The following is a 15105-nucleotide window of genomic DNA, read 5'->3' as shown; positions in this document are numbered from 1 at the left end:
ATCTCTCGGGGCCGTCGGTCAGGCCACTTCATCGCTGATCTGTTTGATCGACCGTACGGTGTCGATCGCGGCGGGAACCCCGCAGTACACAGCGGAATGGACAGCGACCTCGACGAGTTCGTCGACGGTACATCCGTTGCGCAGTGCGCCGCCGATGTGCAGTTCGAGTTCGTGCTTGCGGTTCATTGCGGTCAGCATGGCGACGGTGAGCAGGCTCTTGAGTTTCCGGTCGAACGCCGGCCGCTGCCAGACGGTTCCCCATGCGAAGCGCACGACCAGATCCTGCAATTCGGCCGCGCCGGCCCAGGCGCCGGAGACGCCGTCAACATATTCGTTTCCCAGGACTTCGCGCCGCAGTGCATCGCCGTTTTCCCACTCGGATCCACGCATGCGTGATCCCCTCCCCCGAAACGCCGTGGAATGATCCGTTTCACGAAGGGCGGGGTGTCTCTGCTCGGAGCCGCCGACGCGCCCTCGGGGAAAAGCCTGGCAGAAAGGCATGCCGTGCCGACAGGTTCGGCAACTGTCCTGATCACGACTGTCGCAAACAGGAGAGTGACAAGGCGGGCATTTCGCACCACTCTCCCGCGGTGGCCCGCCGGGGCGCAACAGCGCGTCCTACGGGCGGCAGCAGGCGCTGCGCGCGCCGTCGCTCAGGAGCCGGCCGGGCCGGTGCGGGCCGGCTCCGGGAACAGGTCCGTCATCAGCCGGTGCGGGCCGCCGCGCAGCACCACGCTGACCCGGTCGTCGCGCAACGTCGGGTCCGCGCCGGGGCCTTGGCGGACCGTGAGGTCGGCGGGCGGCGGCACGACGCCGCAGGCGGGGCACTCACCGCCGGCGTCGATGTCCGTGTCGCACACCGCATGGCTGAAGAGCCGCCGGGCGCCCTGCGGGGCGAGCCAGCGCTCGCCCCACTGCGCCAGGGAGAACACCATCGGCCAGAGGTCGGCCCCGCGCTCGGTGAGGACGTAGTCGACCTCGACGCCCGTGATGTGCGGATGACGCTCGACCACCCCTACGGACACCAGGGCCTTGAGGCGGTCGGCGAGCACGGCCCGCGGGATGTCGAGGTGGGCGTGGAAATCGCCGAAGCGCCGCACCCCGTAGAAGCAGTCGCGGAGTACGAGGAGCGTCCAGCGCTCCCCGACGACCTCAAGTGCGCGGGCCATCGAACAGTCCTGACCCGCGTAGCCACGTCCCAATGCCACCCGCACAGTTTAACAGTACATTCACCGAACTCCTCAGTTCAATGATTGAACTACCCTGCTAGAGTGCGCTCTCTCGTCCGGTACACCGACCCTTGGGGGTAGTAGTGACGACCGAACCGGTCGCCCGCAGTTCCTCCGCACGCGCGACCCTCACGCTGTCGTGCGTGGCCACCCTGCTTGTGCTGATCAACTTCACCGCCCCCGTCTCGACAGTCCAGACCATCAGGACCGCGCTCGACTCCGGAGCGTCGGGCCAGACCTGGATCCTGGGCAGCATCAGCGTCGGCCTCGCGGCCTGCCTGATGATGGCCGGCACCCTCGCCGACGACTTCGGCCGCAAGCGGGTGTTCGTGATCGGCGGCGGGGTGCTGGCGCTCGCCACCGTGGTGTGCGCCACCGCCCCCGCCACGCCGGTGTTCGTCCTGGGCCGCATCGTCCAGGGCGCGGCGAGCGCCGCACTCCTGGCCTCCAGCCTCGGCCTCCTGGGCCACGTCTTTCCGCCCGGCCCCGAGCGGGCCCGCGCCACCGGGCTGTGGGGCGCCATGGTCGGCGGCGGCATCGCCATCGGCCCGGTGTACTCCGCGCTCCTGGGCAAGGTGACCGACTGGCGGGTCGCCTACTGGGTCCTCGCGGTTGCCGCCGCGCTGGTCATGCTCTGGGGCAGCCGCTCGCTGGTGGAGTCCCGCAGCGAGCACCGGCGCAGCTTCGACATACCCGGTGTGCTCACCCTCGGCGCCGGCATCATGCTGCTGATCGCGGGCCTCACCGAGGGCCGCAGCGGCTGGACCCAGCCGCACGTGCTGGTCCTCCTGGTGGCCGCGGTGCTCCTGCTGGCCGGATTCGTGGCGGTGGAGAAGAAGGTCGCGGAACCGATGCTGGACCTGGGGCTGCTGCGCCGCCCCGCGTTCGTCGCGTCGATCGTCGGCGCGCTGATGACCGGCATGGGCGTGATCGGCCTCATGACGTACGTGCCGATCGCGGCGCAGACCATGCTCGGCATGAGCCCCCTGGCCAGCGCGGGGCTGCTCGCGTTCTGGTCCGGGCTGTCCTTCGTGGCCGCGCCGCAGGCCCGCCGGTTCGTCGCCCTCGTCGGGGACCGCCTTCAGGTCGCGGCCGGCCTGGTAGTCTGCGGCGTCGGCGAACTCGTGCTGATCGGGATCACCGAGCAGTCCTCGTGGTGGCGGTTCGTGCCGGGTCTTGTGCTGGCCGGACTCGGCAGCGGCGTGGTCAACGCGGCCCTCGCGGGACTGGCCGTGCGGAGCGTGCCGGCCCACCGCGTCGCCGTGGGCTCGGCGGCGAACAACGCCTCGCGCTACCTCGGTTCGTCGCTGGGTGTCGCGCTGGTCGCGGCCATCCTGGCGCTCGCTCCGCGCGGCGGCGGTCCGGCCCACGAGATGGGCGCAGGGCTGACCTACGCGGCGGCCGTGTCCGGCGCCCTCACGATCGCCGGAGCGCTGCTCGTCGCCCTCTGCCGCGAGCGTCCGGAGCCCGCAACCCCGGTGGAACCGCCGCGCGTGGCCTCGTCGGTCTGAGGCCGCCGCCCGGCGGGCGGTCCGCCTCCGGCGGATGCGCATCCCCCTGCGGATGCGCATCCGTTCGCGCCCGGCACCGGCCAATTCCCGCCCTGGAATGGCCGATTCCTGCCCGCACGGGTCGGCCATCCCGATCGACCGTCCCCGTCAACCGTCCCGCCGCCCGTCCCCGGTCGGCCGCCCCGGTCGGCTCTTCCGGTCGGCCCTTCCCGTCACAATGCCAACTGCTCCTGCTCCCGCAGCAGGAATCCCAATTGGAGCCGGCTGGAGGCACCGAGCTGGCGCATCATCTCCGAGACATGGCGCTGACAGGTGCGCACCGAAATACCCAGGGCGCGGGCCGTCGTCCGGTCGTCCGCGCCGTCGATCAGATGTTGCAGTATGGACTGCTTCGTCTGATTCGTAAGATCCTGGATGAACGTTCTCTCCCGTGGTTTGTGGAGGAGTTCGCCGGTCAGCCAGAGCGAGTGGAACATCTCGGCGGCGAAGGTGACGAGATCGGAGTTCCGGACCACGAGCGCGCCGCCGCCCGGCTCGTCCTGCAACGGAATGAAGAGCACGGTGCGGTCGAAGATGATGAACCGCGCGAGATCCCCCGTCACGGTCCTGACCTCGGCTCCCGACTCGATGGCCTCCTGCGCCGTCAACGCGTCGAAGCGCGTGGAGTATTGGTAGAGGGTGCGCAGCCGTACGTCGCGCCCGAGCAGCGACTGGTATCGGTGGCGGGTTTCGAGCAGCTCCGCGTCCTGGCGGGCCCCGCCGGGTCTGGCGGACAGGACCTCCCTGCGGCATTCGGCCGCGTGCCTCTCCAGGGTCCTGACCAGTTCCTCGTGCGAGTCGATCCGTTCCAGCTGGGGCCCCTGGGCGGGCTGTTTCTGCGTCGCGTAGATCAGTTTCAGCTCGGCGAACTGACTGCGCATCCACAGGAGGTCGAACTGCGCGCCGCGCACCCGCTCCTCCCATTTCTCCAGGAGCTGGTCCGACACGCTGGCGGGATCGACGGCCGCCAGACGGTCGGTTCCCAGCCGTCGCACCAGGCCCGCGGCGATCAGATTGTCCACCGCGGGAACGCTGACGTCGCCCTGCGTACCGGCCGTCATCTCGCCGACCCGTACGGGGCCCTGCTCGGCGATGCGCTGGTAGGACGCTAACTCCGCGGAAGTGAGTTCCATGGAGGGTTCGCCGGTCGCCGAGCATTCGTTAACCAGAGCATCCATTTCATTTCCTCTCTGTTTACGCGACGCATCAAAGACGGGTGAGCGCCGCGTCCCTGACGTCACGCCGGATGGAATCCGCGGTCGTCTCCGAAGGAATTCATCGTGCGGTATCGGCCACTCCGGGCCCATCGTCCGATTTCGGTCGACGCCCCCATGTGCCCCTGTCATATGTGCGACGTCGAAGGATGGCTCAAACGCTACTGCCGATGAGGAATGCACAGTGCAGTGCCAAACGCCTGTTGACGGAACTCTTGCGGGCACAGGACCGCCGTCCGGCTCACGTCCGCACAGCGTTGATTCCCGCATCGGCATTTCGCTGCGCACTCTTCACCGGCCTGCCACGGCACGGAAATACCCGCTGCGCGCCCTGATTCGATCCAGGGAAATCCCCGTAGCGTGAAGGTGCGGTCCGGGGGACATCGCGGAGCCGGCCGCCCCCGCGGGAGCGGGTACGGCAAGGCTCCCGCTACGGCAGGACTCCCGCTACGGCCAGGCCCCGGCGGCCGGCCCGCTGGGGCGCCACTCGCGGGTGGGCGCCAGGCCCGCATCCCGGCCACGTGCCGCGCAGCTCAGGTCAGGCCACAAGGCGCCGTATTGCGCGCCGCCCGGGAATCGCCGACGTCCGCACGGTGAACTGGGCTTGACCTGGCATACGCCCGCGGCCGGCGAACCCTGTCGCCTTCGGCCGCTCCGGGTACTCCATAGGGAGACGTGGGAATCGTTCATGGCACTGCTTGCTCCTCCCCCAGGGGCAGCACAATGAGGTGGCTGAATACAAACGTCCTGGCTTGCAGGAGGTCCTTATTGCAGGCAACTGTGCGAGGTGCGCGATGACATTGGCCTCGCCTCGGTTGATTCGGGATCGGCGTATTACTGCGGTGCGGGAGACGGGCTGGTTAGCGTGATTAACCTCAGCTAGTCTGCCGCTGATGAATCTGACACACCCTGCGACGCAACGTCAACACACACCACTCGGGGGTCCTTCGTGCCGGTAGACGCATTCGGTGGGCGCCTGAACAGGCTCTTCGAAGAGGTGCACCCGCCGGACCGCGGCCCCTACACGAACCAGGAAGTTTCCAGGCTGCTGGGCGAGCGCGGCGGCCCGACCCTCTCCCACGTCTACCTGTGGCAGCTGCGCACCGGGCGCCGGGACAACCCCACCCGACGGCATCTGGAGACACTGGCCACGTTCTTCGGCGTGCCGGTGTCCTACTTCTTCGACGACGACGTCGCCGCCAGGGTCGAGGGCGAACTGGGCTTCGTCCGGCAGCTGCGCGAGTACGGAGTGCGGCGCGTGGCCACCCGGGTCGCCGGGCTTTCCCCGCAGAGCGTCGAGCAGGTCATCGACACCATCGAGCACATCCGCGAGCGGGAAGGACTGTGCCCCGGCCCGGCCGGCGAACGGACGGACGAGGGTCGGTGAGGCGCAGGGACACCACGCGGCGCGACTGCCGGCGCTTCGTCCGTGACCTCAACCTCCCGCAGGCGGCGAGCATTCGGGAGCTGCTGCCGGCCATCGAGGAACGGTCGGGCCACGCGATCCGCCTCGCGCCCGCCCCCGTGGACAGCGTGCACGGCGTGTGCGGCATGTGGATACGGACCGTGGAAGGCATCGACTACCTCTTCGTCCACCAGAAGACCAGCCGCGCCCACCAGGACCACATCCTCGCCCACGAGGTGGCCCACATCCTGTGCGCCCACCACGAAAACCTGGACTCCCTCGGCTCGAAGCCGCTCACGGACCGGCTGATCACCACCCTCGACCCGTCGGCGGTGAAGATGATGCTGGGCCGCAGCGACTACGCGTACCAGGACGAGCGGGAGGCCGAGCTGATCGGCTCCTATCTCCAGCGCCACGTCCACCGCCCCGGCCCGCGCACCGGCGGCCACGACCTCGTGGCGGAGACGCTGCTGCGCGAGAGGGGATAGCGCGGGCGTGCAGCAACTCCTCCATCCCCTGTGCGCGGCGCTGGCCATGACCGGATTCCTGCTGCTGCTCCGGTCACCGCGACGGCTGCGCCAGGACCCCGCGCTGGCCGCGCTCGCCTGCGTCTACGGCTTCTGCGCCCTCTCCTTCCTGGTGTCCATCGCGCCGGTCTGGACACTGCTCGGCGACGCCACAGGACGCCCCGCCATCGGCATCCTCGCGGCGTTCGCCACCGTGGTGGCCCAGGTGTCCCACCAGCCGGTCGTCCTCGCCCACTGGGTGCTGCCCCCGGAGCGGGCACGGCAGCGGGCCCGGCTGTGCCGCGGGGCGGGAGCCGCGGTGATCCTGGCCCTGACGGTGCTGTTCCTCCAGCTCCCCCGCACGGGCCGGACCACCCCGCAGGGCATCACCGCCGCGTACCTCCACAACGGCACCTACCAGGCGTACTTGGCGCTCTACGTGCTCGTCTACTGCGCCGGCCAGGCCGTGCTAGCCCTGGGCTGCCGGACCGCCGCCCGCCGTACCGACCAGGCATGGATCGCCCGCGGGCTGCGGATCGTCGGCGCCGGAGCGGTGCTGACCTTCGGCTACAGCGCCATCCGTCTCGCCGGTGTCGGGGCCGCCCTGTCCGGCCTGAGCCGCCCCTCGCCCGCCGTCGAGAGCTTCGCGTGGCTCTGCGCCGACGGCGGCAACGCGCTCGTGCTGACCGGATTCTTCCTCCCGACCGTGGCGGTGCACGTCGTCCCGCACGTGCGGGCCGGGATCCGCGCGCACCGCGACTACCGGAGCCTGGCACCGCTGTGGGAAGCGGTGCACCGGGCCCTGCCCACCATCGCGCTCCAGCCCGCCCGCACCCCCGCCGCGTCCCGGCTGCGCCTGTGGGACACCACCTGGCACCTCTACCGCCGGACCGTGGAAATCCGGGACGGCCAATGGGCCCTGCGGCACCGCCTGGAGGAGTCGGTGCGCAGCGCGTCCGAGCGCCGCCACCGCGCCGCCGGCCTCGACGGCGCCGAACTGGCCTGTGCCGTCACCGCCGACCAGCTCCGCGCCGCGCTCACCGCCCACCGCCACGACGTGGCACCGCAGACCCCGGCCGAGTACGCCGACGCCGGTACCCGCGAGGACGTGCGCACCCCGGACGACGACGTCCGCGCCCTGCTCCGCATCGCCGCCCACTTCACCCCCGCACCCGCCGAACAGGAAACACCTTCATGGACCTGACGCACCGCTCCGCAGGCGAGCAACTGCACGCCCTGGAACGAGGAGACGTCTCCAGCCGCGAGCTGACCGCCGCGCATTTGGAGCGCATCGACCGGCACCCGGAGTACAACGCGGTGATCACCGTCGACCACGACGGCGCGCTGGCCGCAGCCGCCGACGCGGACGAGCGGCGGGCCGCAGGACGTACCGGCGGCGCGCTGCTCGGCCTTCCGGTCACCGTCAAGGACTCGCTGGAGACCGCCGGGCTGCGCACCACCTGCGGATCGCCTGACCTGGCCGGGCACGTCCCCGCCCGTGACGCCGACGCCGTGGCGCGGCTGCGGGCCGCAGGCGCCGTCGTCCTCGGCAAGACGAACACACCGCCGATGTGCCAGGACATCCAGACGGGCAGCCCGCTGTTCGGCACCACGCCCAACCCGCACGACCCGCAGCGCACGGCAGGCGGCTCATCGGGCGGCGAGGCCGCGGCAGTTGCGGGACGCCTCAGTCCCCTCGGCCTCGGCAGTGACCTGGCGGGATCGCTGCGCCTGCCGGGCCACTACTGCGGCGTCCACAGCCTGCGGCCCAGCCACGGCATCGTGCCGGCCCGCGGCCACATCCCCCGCCCGCCCGGCTGGCTCTCGGCCTCGGACCTGCTCACCGTCGGCCCGCTCGCCCGCACCGCCGCCGACCTCGCTCTCGCCCTGGACGTCCTGGCCGGCCCGTCGCCCGACGACAGCGCCGCCTGGCGGCTTGAGCTGCCCGCCCCCCGGCACGAACGGCTCCACGAGTACCGCATCGGCATCTGGGCGGACGACCCGTACTGCCGCGTGGACGCCGAGACCCGCGCCCTGCTCGACGACATCGCCAAGGCCCTGCACGGCACCGGCGCCCGTGTCGACACCACCGCACGCCCCGTCGGCATGGCCGAATCCGACCGCCTCTTCCAGCGCCTGATGTTTGCCAACTCCGCCGCGGGCGCCGCCCCGGAAGCGTTCGCCGGCGAGGTCACGGCCGCCGGGAACCTCCCGCCCGACGCGGCGTCACCCGGCGCGGCCTTCCTCCGGGCCCGCACCATGCGCCACCGCGACTGGCTGCTCGCCAACGAGGAGCGCGAGGGCCTGCGGAAGCGGTGGGCGGCCTATTTCGGCGGCATCGACGTCCTCATCACCCCGGCGGCGCCGACGGCCGCCGTCCCCGACCAGACCGCCGTGCCCGTCCCCGAGCGGTACCTCACCGTGGACGGCGAGCGCCGGAGCTACTGGGATCAGACCGCCTGGCTCAACCTCGCCGGGCCCGTACGCCTGCCGGCGGCCACCGTCCCCGTGGGCAGCACAGCCGACGGCCTCCCGCTCGGCGTCCAGCTCATCGGGCCGTACCTGGCCGACCGCACCGTCACGCACCTGGCCGGCCTGCTGGCGAGGAGCATGGCAGAGGTGCGCCCGGGTCACGTCGGCAACTCCGGCTGAATTCCGGCGATTCGGCGCGGCTCAGGCCGGGGCGGGCTTCCGGTGGACGGCGGCGGCCCAGTCCGTGAGCAGCTTCTCGTACGCGTCCTGCTCCTCGGGCCAGAGCCCGCGGCCGGCGCGTTCGGCCATGAAGGTGCGTATGGCCTCGTTCGCCGCACTCACGGACTGCACCGTGGCCGGGGTGGACCAGGAGGTTTGAGGCATACCGCGATCTTACGGTCGGCCACCGACAATGACGCCTGCTTTACCGAGAGTCAGCCACTGCCCAAGGCCCGACGGAGCCGCGGGGCCCGTCACCCCTCCCCGCCCTCCTCGCCCTCCGGCCCCTTCCCGGCGCGGGTGCGCAGGCGTCCCAGCAGGGCGGTGCCCGCCAGGACCAGGCCGATGGCAAGGACTCTGCTCACCCCGTAGTAGGCGGTGTCCGGCTCGTCCGGGAGGCCGGGCCAGCGGAAGACGACCCACGCCTCCCCCACGATCCCGACGACGATCAGGACGACCGCTCCGATCGGCCCCACCCCGACCCACCACGGCCCGTCCCCGACCGGCCGGTCGTCACGCTCGGCGGATCCGTCACGGGTCATCGTCAGCTCTCCTGTTCGTCGGTCGCGGGCAGCGGCTCCCGGTACCACCGGGACGCGAGCGGGAAGACGCCCGATACGGGGCCATGGTTCACCGGGACGGGCGGAACCGCGCAACACCCGGTAAACCGAGGCCGGTTGGCGCCCGCAGGACGCACGGAAAACCCCTCCGCCCCGGGAATCCGGGCCGGAGGGGCCGGTGCGGTGCCTCAGTCCCTGCGACGGCGCAGCGCCTTCCGGATGAAGTGGATGATCAGCCAGATCACCAGGACGATGACGAGCAGGAAGATCACGAAGAGCACGAGCAGGAAGATGCCGAGCTTCTTGAAGAAGCCCTTCTTTTTCTTCGTCTTGTCCTTGGCCAGGAACACCGGCTCGGTGACCGTCGACTTCGCGACCACCACCGGCGCCCCGGCCGGAGCCGCGGCGGCCGTCCGCGTGCCGGAGTCCCGGTCGCCCGGCGCCTGCGTGCCGTGCGCCGCCACCAGGCGCACCGCAGCCGCGGTACGCGGGACGTCGCTGCGCGCCGCGGCCGTGGCCGGCGCGGCGGCCGCGGCGAGCAGGCCGAAGAGCAGTGCCAGCACCAGGGCGGGCCGCCGGCGGCCCGCCGAACCGGCCGTGCGGCGGCCGGAGTTCGCCCCGTTGGTGCCGCCCTCGCCGGCCGGTCCGTGCGCGGAGTGCGTGTGCATGGTCGTCTTCCCCCTTGGTTCGTGCGTCGGGCCGTACGCCGCGGGCTCGGGCGCCCGCGGGTCGTCAGCCATTATGCGGTGGCGGCGGACACCCCGGCCGAGGTCTCCACCTCCATCAGGGACGCGCTGTGCCGCTCCTCGTCGAACGCCGCGCGTCCGCCGCGCAGTCCGAACAGCCGCTTGGTGAGCAGGATGTAGAGCACCGCGAGGATGTTCACCGCCAGCGTGGCGATCTTGAGCCAGCTGACCTTCTCCGTCAGCTCGTAGATCTCCAGCGGCAGGAACGCCGCGGTGGCGACCACCGTCAGATACTCGGCCCAGCGCTTGGCGCGCCACAGTCCGACCCCTTCGACGATCTCGATCAGCGCGTAGACCAGCAGCAGCACGGCCACCAGGAGCAGGGTCGAGTGCCGGTAGCCGAAGGTCTTCTGGATGGTGCCGACGACCGGCGAATGGTCCAGGTCGTAGTGGAAGTGCCGGGCCACCGGGCGGATCACGTCGAGGTTCTCGTCGAAGAACCTGCGGACCGCGTCCTTGCTGTTGCTGAACTTCCAGACGCCGACCGCGGCCAGCACGATGAACACCCCGCGCACCGCCCGCTCCACGGCCAGGAACCGCAGGATGAACAGGTCACGCAGCACCTTCCCGCGCGGCACCAGCGGGGCGTCGGCGGCCGGCCCCGTTCCGTGCGGCTCACCGAGGACGAAGTCCCCGCACCGCAGGCAGCGCCAGGCCGCCCCGAGCGCGGTGTCCGCGTGCAACCGCTGCCGCAGGGCCTCCTCCTGCGGCAGGTAGGTGACGTGCCCGCGGCGCGCGCAGGTGCGCCGGTCCCAGTCGATCCTCATCGTCGCTGCCCCGTATCCCTTGTCGTCCCGCGCGCCGGGAAGCGGTACCGCTCCGTACGGGCGCGCGCGCAGTGCGTGTCGGAAGCCATGGTGCCGGGAATCACGGGGCGGCGGGGGCCGGGGGCCGTCCAAGACCGCGAGCGGCGGCGGAGATCGGCACACATGGGGCGATATGCCCTGGGCGGGTGTCGGGGGAGGCAGCCTCGTCGGGGGACCGGCCGCCTCCCCCGTAGGGGACCGGACCTCCAAGTCCAGGCCGCGGTCAGGGGGGATCGCGCGGCGCGGACCCCGCAGTGAGGTCCGGATCCCGGCCCTGCGGACTCCTGCCAGGCCCGCCGGGGCACCTCCATCCTGCCTCCGCCGCACACCCCGCGCGGCAGGCAAAGGGCCTTCCCCGGGGGGCCTTTGGTCCCTAAAGGCCAGATGAGGACGGCGCCCACGGCCGGGACCGCACGAACCGGACGGACCGGACACGGTGGACCGTGCGGTCCGGGCCCGGCCGGTGCCCGGCGGGGATCTCCCCGGGGTGCCGGCGCGCCGGTGTGGTTAAACTCGCCCGACTGCACCGGGGAACTGCAGGGACTGCCGTAGGGGAGACGGGACTGATGGCGCAAGCGAAAAAGATCGCGTTGTATCTGGTCATCGTCTTCGTGCTCTACACGATCATCACGTCCCCGGGCCGGGCCGCCGATCTCGTCCAGATAGGCTTCGAGGGCATCTCGTCCGCTGCTCAGGGTGTCGGCGAGTTCATGACGCAGCTGGTCAGCTGACCGCTGCCAGCCCCAGTCGGCCGGCCGGTCCGGCCGTGCACCGTCCGCCCGCACGGAGGCCCCCAGTGATCCGCCACCTGGTCCTGTTCCAGCTCAACGACGGCGTCTCCCGCGACGAGCCGCGCGTCCAGGACGCCGCACGGGCCTTCACGGAACTGGGGGACAAGATCCCGGAGCTGACGCACTGGGAGTGCGGCTGGAACATCACCGACCGCCCGATCGCCCGCGACTTCGCGATCAATTCGGCCGTCGCCGACCGGGAAGCCCTCACCCGCTACATCGAACACCCGGCCCATCAGGCGGCCGCCGCGCAGTGGCGCGCCTTCGCCACCTGGGTGATCGCCGACTACGAGTTCTGAGCGGCCGCGGCACAACCGCCCGCCGCACCCCCGAGCCCCTCGCCCCCGGAAACCCTCCGGGACCGCCTTCCGGACAGCCCGCCGGAACCGTCACGGCCGAGGGGCTCACGCCTGCCCGCGCCGCCCGCTCCGGCTCCGCGGCCGGCCCCGCCGCCACCCTCCGGCCCCCACGCGCCTCCTGACGGCCCGTAGAGCGCCCGCGGCGGCCCGGAGCGCCCGCAACCCCACGGCGCACGCCCGCGCGTCTCTGCGTGCCGCTCACGCGCTCCGCGCGGGCGTCCGCACCTTCACACGTCGCGCCGTCGCGCACGCCCGTACACCCTCCGCACCCCGCCGCGCGCCCTTCAACTCACCACCCAACACGGCGTTATGCGGTGCTTGCGCATACTGCACATGTCTTGTGATGCTATGACCGCTTTTGCCGGATACATGCACTGTGAAGGGTGGCGTGACCGTGACGGCCCGTACTGCGCCCAAGGCTCCATCCCGCGAGAGCCGGAGCGCGGACACGCGGGCGCTCACGCAGGTGCTGTTCGCGGAGCTGGCCGGGCTCGACCCCGGCACTCCCGAGCACACCCGGGTCCGGGCCGCCCTGATCGAGGCGAACCTGCCGCTGGTCCGCTACGCCGCCGCCCGTTTTCGCAGCCGCAACGAGCCGATGGAGGACGTGGTCCAGGTCGGCACCATCGGTCTGATCAACGCGATCGACCGCTTCGACCCGGACCGCGGCGTGCAGTTCCCCACCTTCGCGATGCCGACCGTCGTCGGCGAGATCAAGCGCTACTTCCGCGACAACGTCCGCACCGTCCACGTACCGCGCCGGCTGCACGAACTCTGGGTGCAGGTCAACGGCGCGACCGAGGACCTGACGGTGCTGCACGGCCGCTCCCCCACCACCGCCGAGATCGCCGACCGCCTCAAGATCGGCGAGGAAGAGGTCCTGGCCTGCCTGGAAGCCGGGCGGTCGTATCACGCCACTTCGCTCGAAGCGGCCCAGGAAGGCGACGGTCTGCCCGGCCTGCTGGACCGCCTCGGCTACGAGGACCCCGAGCTGGCCGGCGTCGAACACCGTGACCTCGTGCGCCATCTCCTCGTCCAGCTGCCCGAGCGCGAGCAACGGATCCTGCTGCTCCGCTACTACAGCAATTTGACGCAATCTCAGATCAGCGCGGAGCTCGGGGTGTCGCAGATGCACGTCTCGCGGCTACTGTCGCGGAGCTTCGCTCGGCTGCGGTCCGCAAACAGGATCGAGGCGTAACCGGGACGGGGTACCGAGGGCCCCGCGTTCCTGCGCAGATATGTCGACTTGGCGCTACAGCGTGTTGCCGACATGTGACATTCTGCTGGAACCGCGTTTGCCACGGCGCTGCCTCCGGTATTCAGGTGGAGGTATCACTTCCCGGTCCGCCTCGGTCCGGGGACGCCGCAGCGACCCGACCCGCGACCTCAAGGGGGTGGCATGTCCGTAGAACTGGGCAGCTCAAAGGTGCTTCCCGCGATTCCCGCGCCTGCACCGCACGTGCACGACGACGACGCCATCAACACCCGCACGCTCTCCCGCTCCCTGTTCCTGCGGCTGGCCACGCTCGACAAGGACTGCGCGGAGCGTACGTACGTACGCGACACTCTGATCGAGCTGAACCTCCCGCTCGTGCGGTACGCGGCGGCCCGATTCCGCAGCCGCAACGAGCCGATGGAGGACATCGTCCAGGTCGGCACGATCGGTCTGATCAAGGCGATCGATCGTTTCGACTGCGAACGCGGCGTGGAATTCCCGACGTTCGCGATGCCGACCGTCGTTGGCGAGATCAAGCGGTTCTTCCGCGACACCTCGTGGTCGGTACGCGTACCGCGCCGCCTCCAGGAACTGCGGCTCGCGCTCACCAAGGCCAGCGATGAACTGGCCCAGAAGCTCGACCGCTCGCCGACCGTCCCCGAACTCGCCCGCTGCCTGGGGGTGTCGGAGGAGGACGTCGTCGACGGCCTGGCGGTCGGCAACGCCTACACCGCCTCATCGCTGGACTCGCCCTCCCCCGAGGACGACGGCGGCGAGGGCTCTCTCGCGGACCGCCTCGGGTACGAGGACAGCGCGCTGGAGGGGGTGGAGTACCGCGAGTCGCTCAAGCCGCTGCTGGCCAAACTCCCGCCCCGCGAGCGGCAGATCATCATGCTGCGCTTTTTCGCCAACATGACGCAGTCCCAGATCGGCGAGGAGGTCGGCATCTCCCAGATGCACGTCTCCCGGCTGCTCACGCGTACCCTCTCGCAGCTGCGTGAAGGGCTCATCGCCGAATGAGGAACGGTCCGCCGAGAGGTCGTTGAGGCCATCGAGCACCACTCGGCGGACAGCAGTGAAGTGCACTGCCGCGCGGCTCTAGGAATCTGACGGGTCGTCATTGACACTGTGCCGATGCGACAGTTGCCCCGCATACCCGCTCCGCGCCCGCGACGCACGCCGCCGTCCCGGCGCACCCGCCTCGCCCCCCGCACGCCGCGGGCACCCGCGCTCGCCGCCTCCGCAGCCGCCGCGCTCTGCCTGGGCACACTGCTCACCGGCTGCGGCAGCCCGGCGGACACGGGCTATCTGGCACCGGCCGCCGCGGGCCCCGAAGGCCGGGCACCGACGAAGGCTGTGCCGCCCGGTGACGACGTCGAACTGACCCCGCTGGACGGCGCCGACGCGCGCCCCTCCGGAACCCCCGCCGCCCCGGCCCCTCCCCCGGGACACCGCACCAACCCCGGCAGCCACCCCTCGGACGACATCGGAAATCCGGCCAACTCTGCGACAGATCCGGCCACTTCGCCGGGCCCGTCCGAGCCGGGCGCAGGCACCGTACCGCCCGGCGGCGCCGCCGACGGCGGAACGGGCTCACCCAGCGGTTCACCGGCCCCCGGCTCCCCGGCCCCCGGCTCACCGGACGGCAACTCCCCCGCCCCGAAGCCGCCCTCCCCCACCGTTCCCGCGGGCCCCGGCGCGCCCGCAGGTCTCGTGATCGGCAAGCCCCGGCTCGGCGACACCGACACCCGGCGATGCCAGAAGGTCACCTTCGACGTGCTGAACACCGGGACGGAGCCGGTCACGGCCGGGACCGTCACCTTCGGCACCCACATCATCGGTGGCCTGGGCATCGACTGGGCCACGGTCACCTCGTCCCGCGCCCTCCCGCTACCGCTGAAATCCGGCCAACTCCGCACCGCCGCCTACCGGATCTGCGTGGACGCCTGGCGCGTGCCTCTGGGCATGCACCTCGACACCAAGGACGTCACGTTCGACTGGAAGTGACGCCCCTGGCACGGCCGCCTCGCGC

At 71.3% G+C, this 15105-nt stretch carries 17 protein-coding genes; 10 read left to right on the top strand and 7 right to left on the bottom strand.

The genetic code is table 11. The features are described from left to right. Nucleotides 1–18: 18 nt before the first annotated feature. Entirely contained in the window at nucleotides 19–390 is a 372-nt protein-coding gene (locus LIU39_RS26315; RefSeq protein ID WP_227049392.1) for a carboxymuconolactone decarboxylase family protein, read from the bottom strand. A gap of 263 nt (nucleotides 391–653) precedes the next feature. Next, on the bottom strand, nucleotides 654–1208 hold the full coding sequence (locus LIU39_RS26310) for a winged helix-turn-helix transcriptional regulator (protein ID WP_227049391.1): 555 nt from the start codon (nucleotides 1206–1208) through the stop codon (nucleotides 654–656). 164 nt (nucleotides 1209–1372) lie between these two features. On the opposite strand from LIU39_RS26310, the gene LIU39_RS26305 reads away from it, so the two are divergent. Next, nucleotides 1373–2740 (top strand): MFS transporter, encoded by a 1368-nt coding sequence (locus tag LIU39_RS26305; protein ID WP_227049390.1) that lies wholly within the window; start codon nucleotides 1373–1375, stop codon nucleotides 2738–2740. Between the two features lie 212 nt (nucleotides 2741–2952). On the opposite strand, the gene LIU39_RS26300 is transcribed toward LIU39_RS26305, so the two are convergent. Beyond that, nucleotides 2953–3957 carry a LuxR C-terminal-related transcriptional regulator gene (locus LIU39_RS26300; RefSeq protein WP_227049389.1) on the bottom strand — a complete coding sequence of 335 codons (1005 nt, stop codon included), beginning with the start codon at nucleotides 3955–3957 and terminating at the stop codon, nucleotides 2953–2955. A 985-nt stretch (nucleotides 3958–4942) separates the two neighbouring features. On the opposite strand from LIU39_RS26300, the gene LIU39_RS26295 reads away from it, so the two are divergent. From LIU39_RS26295 to LIU39_RS26280, 4 genes are read left to right on the top strand one after another with little or no spacing between them, the layout of a single operon-like run. Next, the gene (locus LIU39_RS26295) at nucleotides 4943–5380 is read left to right on the top strand and encodes a helix-turn-helix domain-containing protein (RefSeq protein WP_227049388.1); all 438 of its coding nucleotides are present in this window, start codon (nucleotides 4943–4945) and stop codon (nucleotides 5378–5380) included. Further along, on the top strand, nucleotides 5377–5886 hold the full coding sequence (locus LIU39_RS26290; protein WP_227049387.1) for a hypothetical protein: 510 nt from the start codon (nucleotides 5377–5379) through the stop codon (nucleotides 5884–5886). The genes LIU39_RS26295 and LIU39_RS26290 overlap by 4 nt, the downstream gene beginning before the upstream one ends. 7 nt (nucleotides 5887–5893) lie before the next feature. Continuing rightward, on the top strand, nucleotides 5894–7108 hold the full coding sequence (locus tag LIU39_RS26285; RefSeq protein ID WP_227049386.1) for an MAB_1171c family putative transporter: 1215 nt from the start codon (nucleotides 5894–5896) through the stop codon (nucleotides 7106–7108). After that, the gene (locus tag LIU39_RS26280) at nucleotides 7099–8556 is read left to right on the top strand and encodes an amidase (RefSeq protein WP_227049385.1); all 1458 of its coding nucleotides are present in this window, start codon (nucleotides 7099–7101) and stop codon (nucleotides 8554–8556) included. The genes LIU39_RS26285 and LIU39_RS26280 overlap by 10 nt, the downstream gene beginning before the upstream one ends. A gap of 21 nt (nucleotides 8557–8577) precedes the next feature. Here LIU39_RS26280 and LIU39_RS26275 read toward each other — a convergent pair whose 3' ends face one another. The 4 genes from LIU39_RS26275 to LIU39_RS26260 all read right to left on the bottom strand — a co-directional run bounded on the left by LIU39_RS26275 (nucleotide 8578) and on the right by LIU39_RS26260 (nucleotide 10668). Next, nucleotides 8578–8760 carry a hypothetical protein gene (locus LIU39_RS26275; protein ID WP_227049384.1) on the bottom strand — a complete coding sequence of 61 codons (183 nt, stop codon included), beginning with the start codon at nucleotides 8758–8760 and terminating at the stop codon, nucleotides 8578–8580. Between the two features lie 89 nt (nucleotides 8761–8849). Continuing rightward, nucleotides 8850–9137, bottom strand: coding sequence for a hypothetical protein (locus tag LIU39_RS26270; RefSeq protein WP_227049383.1), 288 nt, complete (start codon nucleotides 9135–9137; stop codon nucleotides 8850–8852). 206 nt (nucleotides 9138–9343) lie between these two features. After that, complete coding sequence (locus LIU39_RS26265; protein WP_227049382.1) at nucleotides 9344–9823, bottom strand: hypothetical protein; 480 nt, start codon at nucleotides 9821–9823, stop codon at nucleotides 9344–9346. 71 nt (nucleotides 9824–9894) lie between these two features. Then, nucleotides 9895–10668, bottom strand: coding sequence for a DUF2127 domain-containing protein (locus tag LIU39_RS26260; protein WP_227049381.1), 774 nt, complete (start codon nucleotides 10666–10668; stop codon nucleotides 9895–9897). A gap of 605 nt (nucleotides 10669–11273) precedes the next feature. On the opposite strand from LIU39_RS26260, the gene LIU39_RS26255 reads away from it, so the two are divergent. The 5 genes from LIU39_RS26255 to LIU39_RS26235 all read left to right on the top strand — a co-directional run bounded on the left by LIU39_RS26255 (nucleotide 11274) and on the right by LIU39_RS26235 (nucleotide 15080). Further along, nucleotides 11274–11438 (top strand): hypothetical protein, encoded by a 165-nt coding sequence (locus LIU39_RS26255; protein WP_227049380.1) that lies wholly within the window; start codon nucleotides 11274–11276, stop codon nucleotides 11436–11438. 65 nt (nucleotides 11439–11503) lie between these two features. Continuing rightward, nucleotides 11504–11797, top strand: a complete 294-nt coding sequence (locus LIU39_RS26250; RefSeq protein ID WP_227049379.1) for a Dabb family protein — start codon at nucleotides 11504–11506, stop codon at nucleotides 11795–11797. Between the two features lie 448 nt (nucleotides 11798–12245). After that, nucleotides 12246–13055, top strand: coding sequence for an RNA polymerase sigma factor SigF (locus LIU39_RS26245; RefSeq protein ID WP_227049378.1), 810 nt, complete (start codon nucleotides 12246–12248; stop codon nucleotides 13053–13055). A 201-nt stretch (nucleotides 13056–13256) separates the two neighbouring features. Then, nucleotides 13257–14093 (top strand): RNA polymerase sigma factor SigF, encoded by an 837-nt coding sequence (locus tag LIU39_RS26240; protein ID WP_227049377.1) that lies wholly within the window; start codon nucleotides 13257–13259, stop codon nucleotides 14091–14093. A gap of 114 nt (nucleotides 14094–14207) precedes the next feature. Then, nucleotides 14208–15080 carry a hypothetical protein gene (locus LIU39_RS26235; RefSeq protein ID WP_227049376.1) on the top strand — a complete coding sequence of 291 codons (873 nt, stop codon included), beginning with the start codon at nucleotides 14208–14210 and terminating at the stop codon, nucleotides 15078–15080. Nucleotides 15081–15105: the final 25 nt, after the last annotated feature.

Source organism: Streptomyces pinistramenti, from assembly GCF_020564935.1.
Classification (GTDB): Bacteria; Actinomycetota; Actinomycetes; order Streptomycetales; family Streptomycetaceae; genus Streptomyces; species Streptomyces pinistramenti.
Note: the sequence above shows the minus strand (reverse complement) of the source record. Positions and strands in the feature narration are given on the sequence as shown.

What these genes read in the sequence shown, in the direction of transcription:
- LIU39_RS26280 (WP_227049385.1), top strand. Translation starts at nt 7,099, where the DNA reads ATGGACCTGACGCACCGCTCCGCAGGCGAGCAACTGCACGCCCTGGAA.
- LIU39_RS26300 (WP_227049389.1), bottom strand. Translation starts at nt 3,957, where the DNA reads ATGGATGCTCTGGTTAACGAATGCTCGGCGACCGGCGAACCCTCCATG.
- LIU39_RS26240 (WP_227049377.1), top strand. Translation starts at nt 13,257, where the DNA reads ATGTCCGTAGAACTGGGCAGCTCAAAGGTGCTTCCCGCGATTCCCGCG.
- LIU39_RS26235 (WP_227049376.1), top strand. Translation starts at nt 14,208, where the DNA reads ATGCGACAGTTGCCCCGCATACCCGCTCCGCGCCCGCGACGCACGCCG.
- LIU39_RS26315 (WP_227049392.1), bottom strand. Translation starts at nt 390, where the DNA reads ATGCGTGGATCCGAGTGGGAAAACGGCGATGCACTGCGGCGCGAAGTC.
- LIU39_RS26270 (WP_227049383.1), bottom strand. Translation starts at nt 9,137, where the DNA reads ATGACCCGTGACGGATCCGCCGAGCGTGACGACCGGCCGGTCGGGGAC.
- LIU39_RS26260 (WP_227049381.1), bottom strand. Translation starts at nt 10,668, where the DNA reads ATGAGGATCGACTGGGACCGGCGCACCTGCGCGCGCCGCGGGCACGTC.
- LIU39_RS26265 (WP_227049382.1), bottom strand. Translation starts at nt 9,823, where the DNA reads ATGCACACGCACTCCGCGCACGGACCGGCCGGCGAGGGCGGCACCAAC.
- LIU39_RS26255 (WP_227049380.1), top strand. Translation starts at nt 11,274, where the DNA reads ATGGCGCAAGCGAAAAAGATCGCGTTGTATCTGGTCATCGTCTTCGTG.
- LIU39_RS26275 (WP_227049384.1), bottom strand. Translation starts at nt 8,760, where the DNA reads ATGCCTCAAACCTCCTGGTCCACCCCGGCCACGGTGCAGTCCGTGAGT.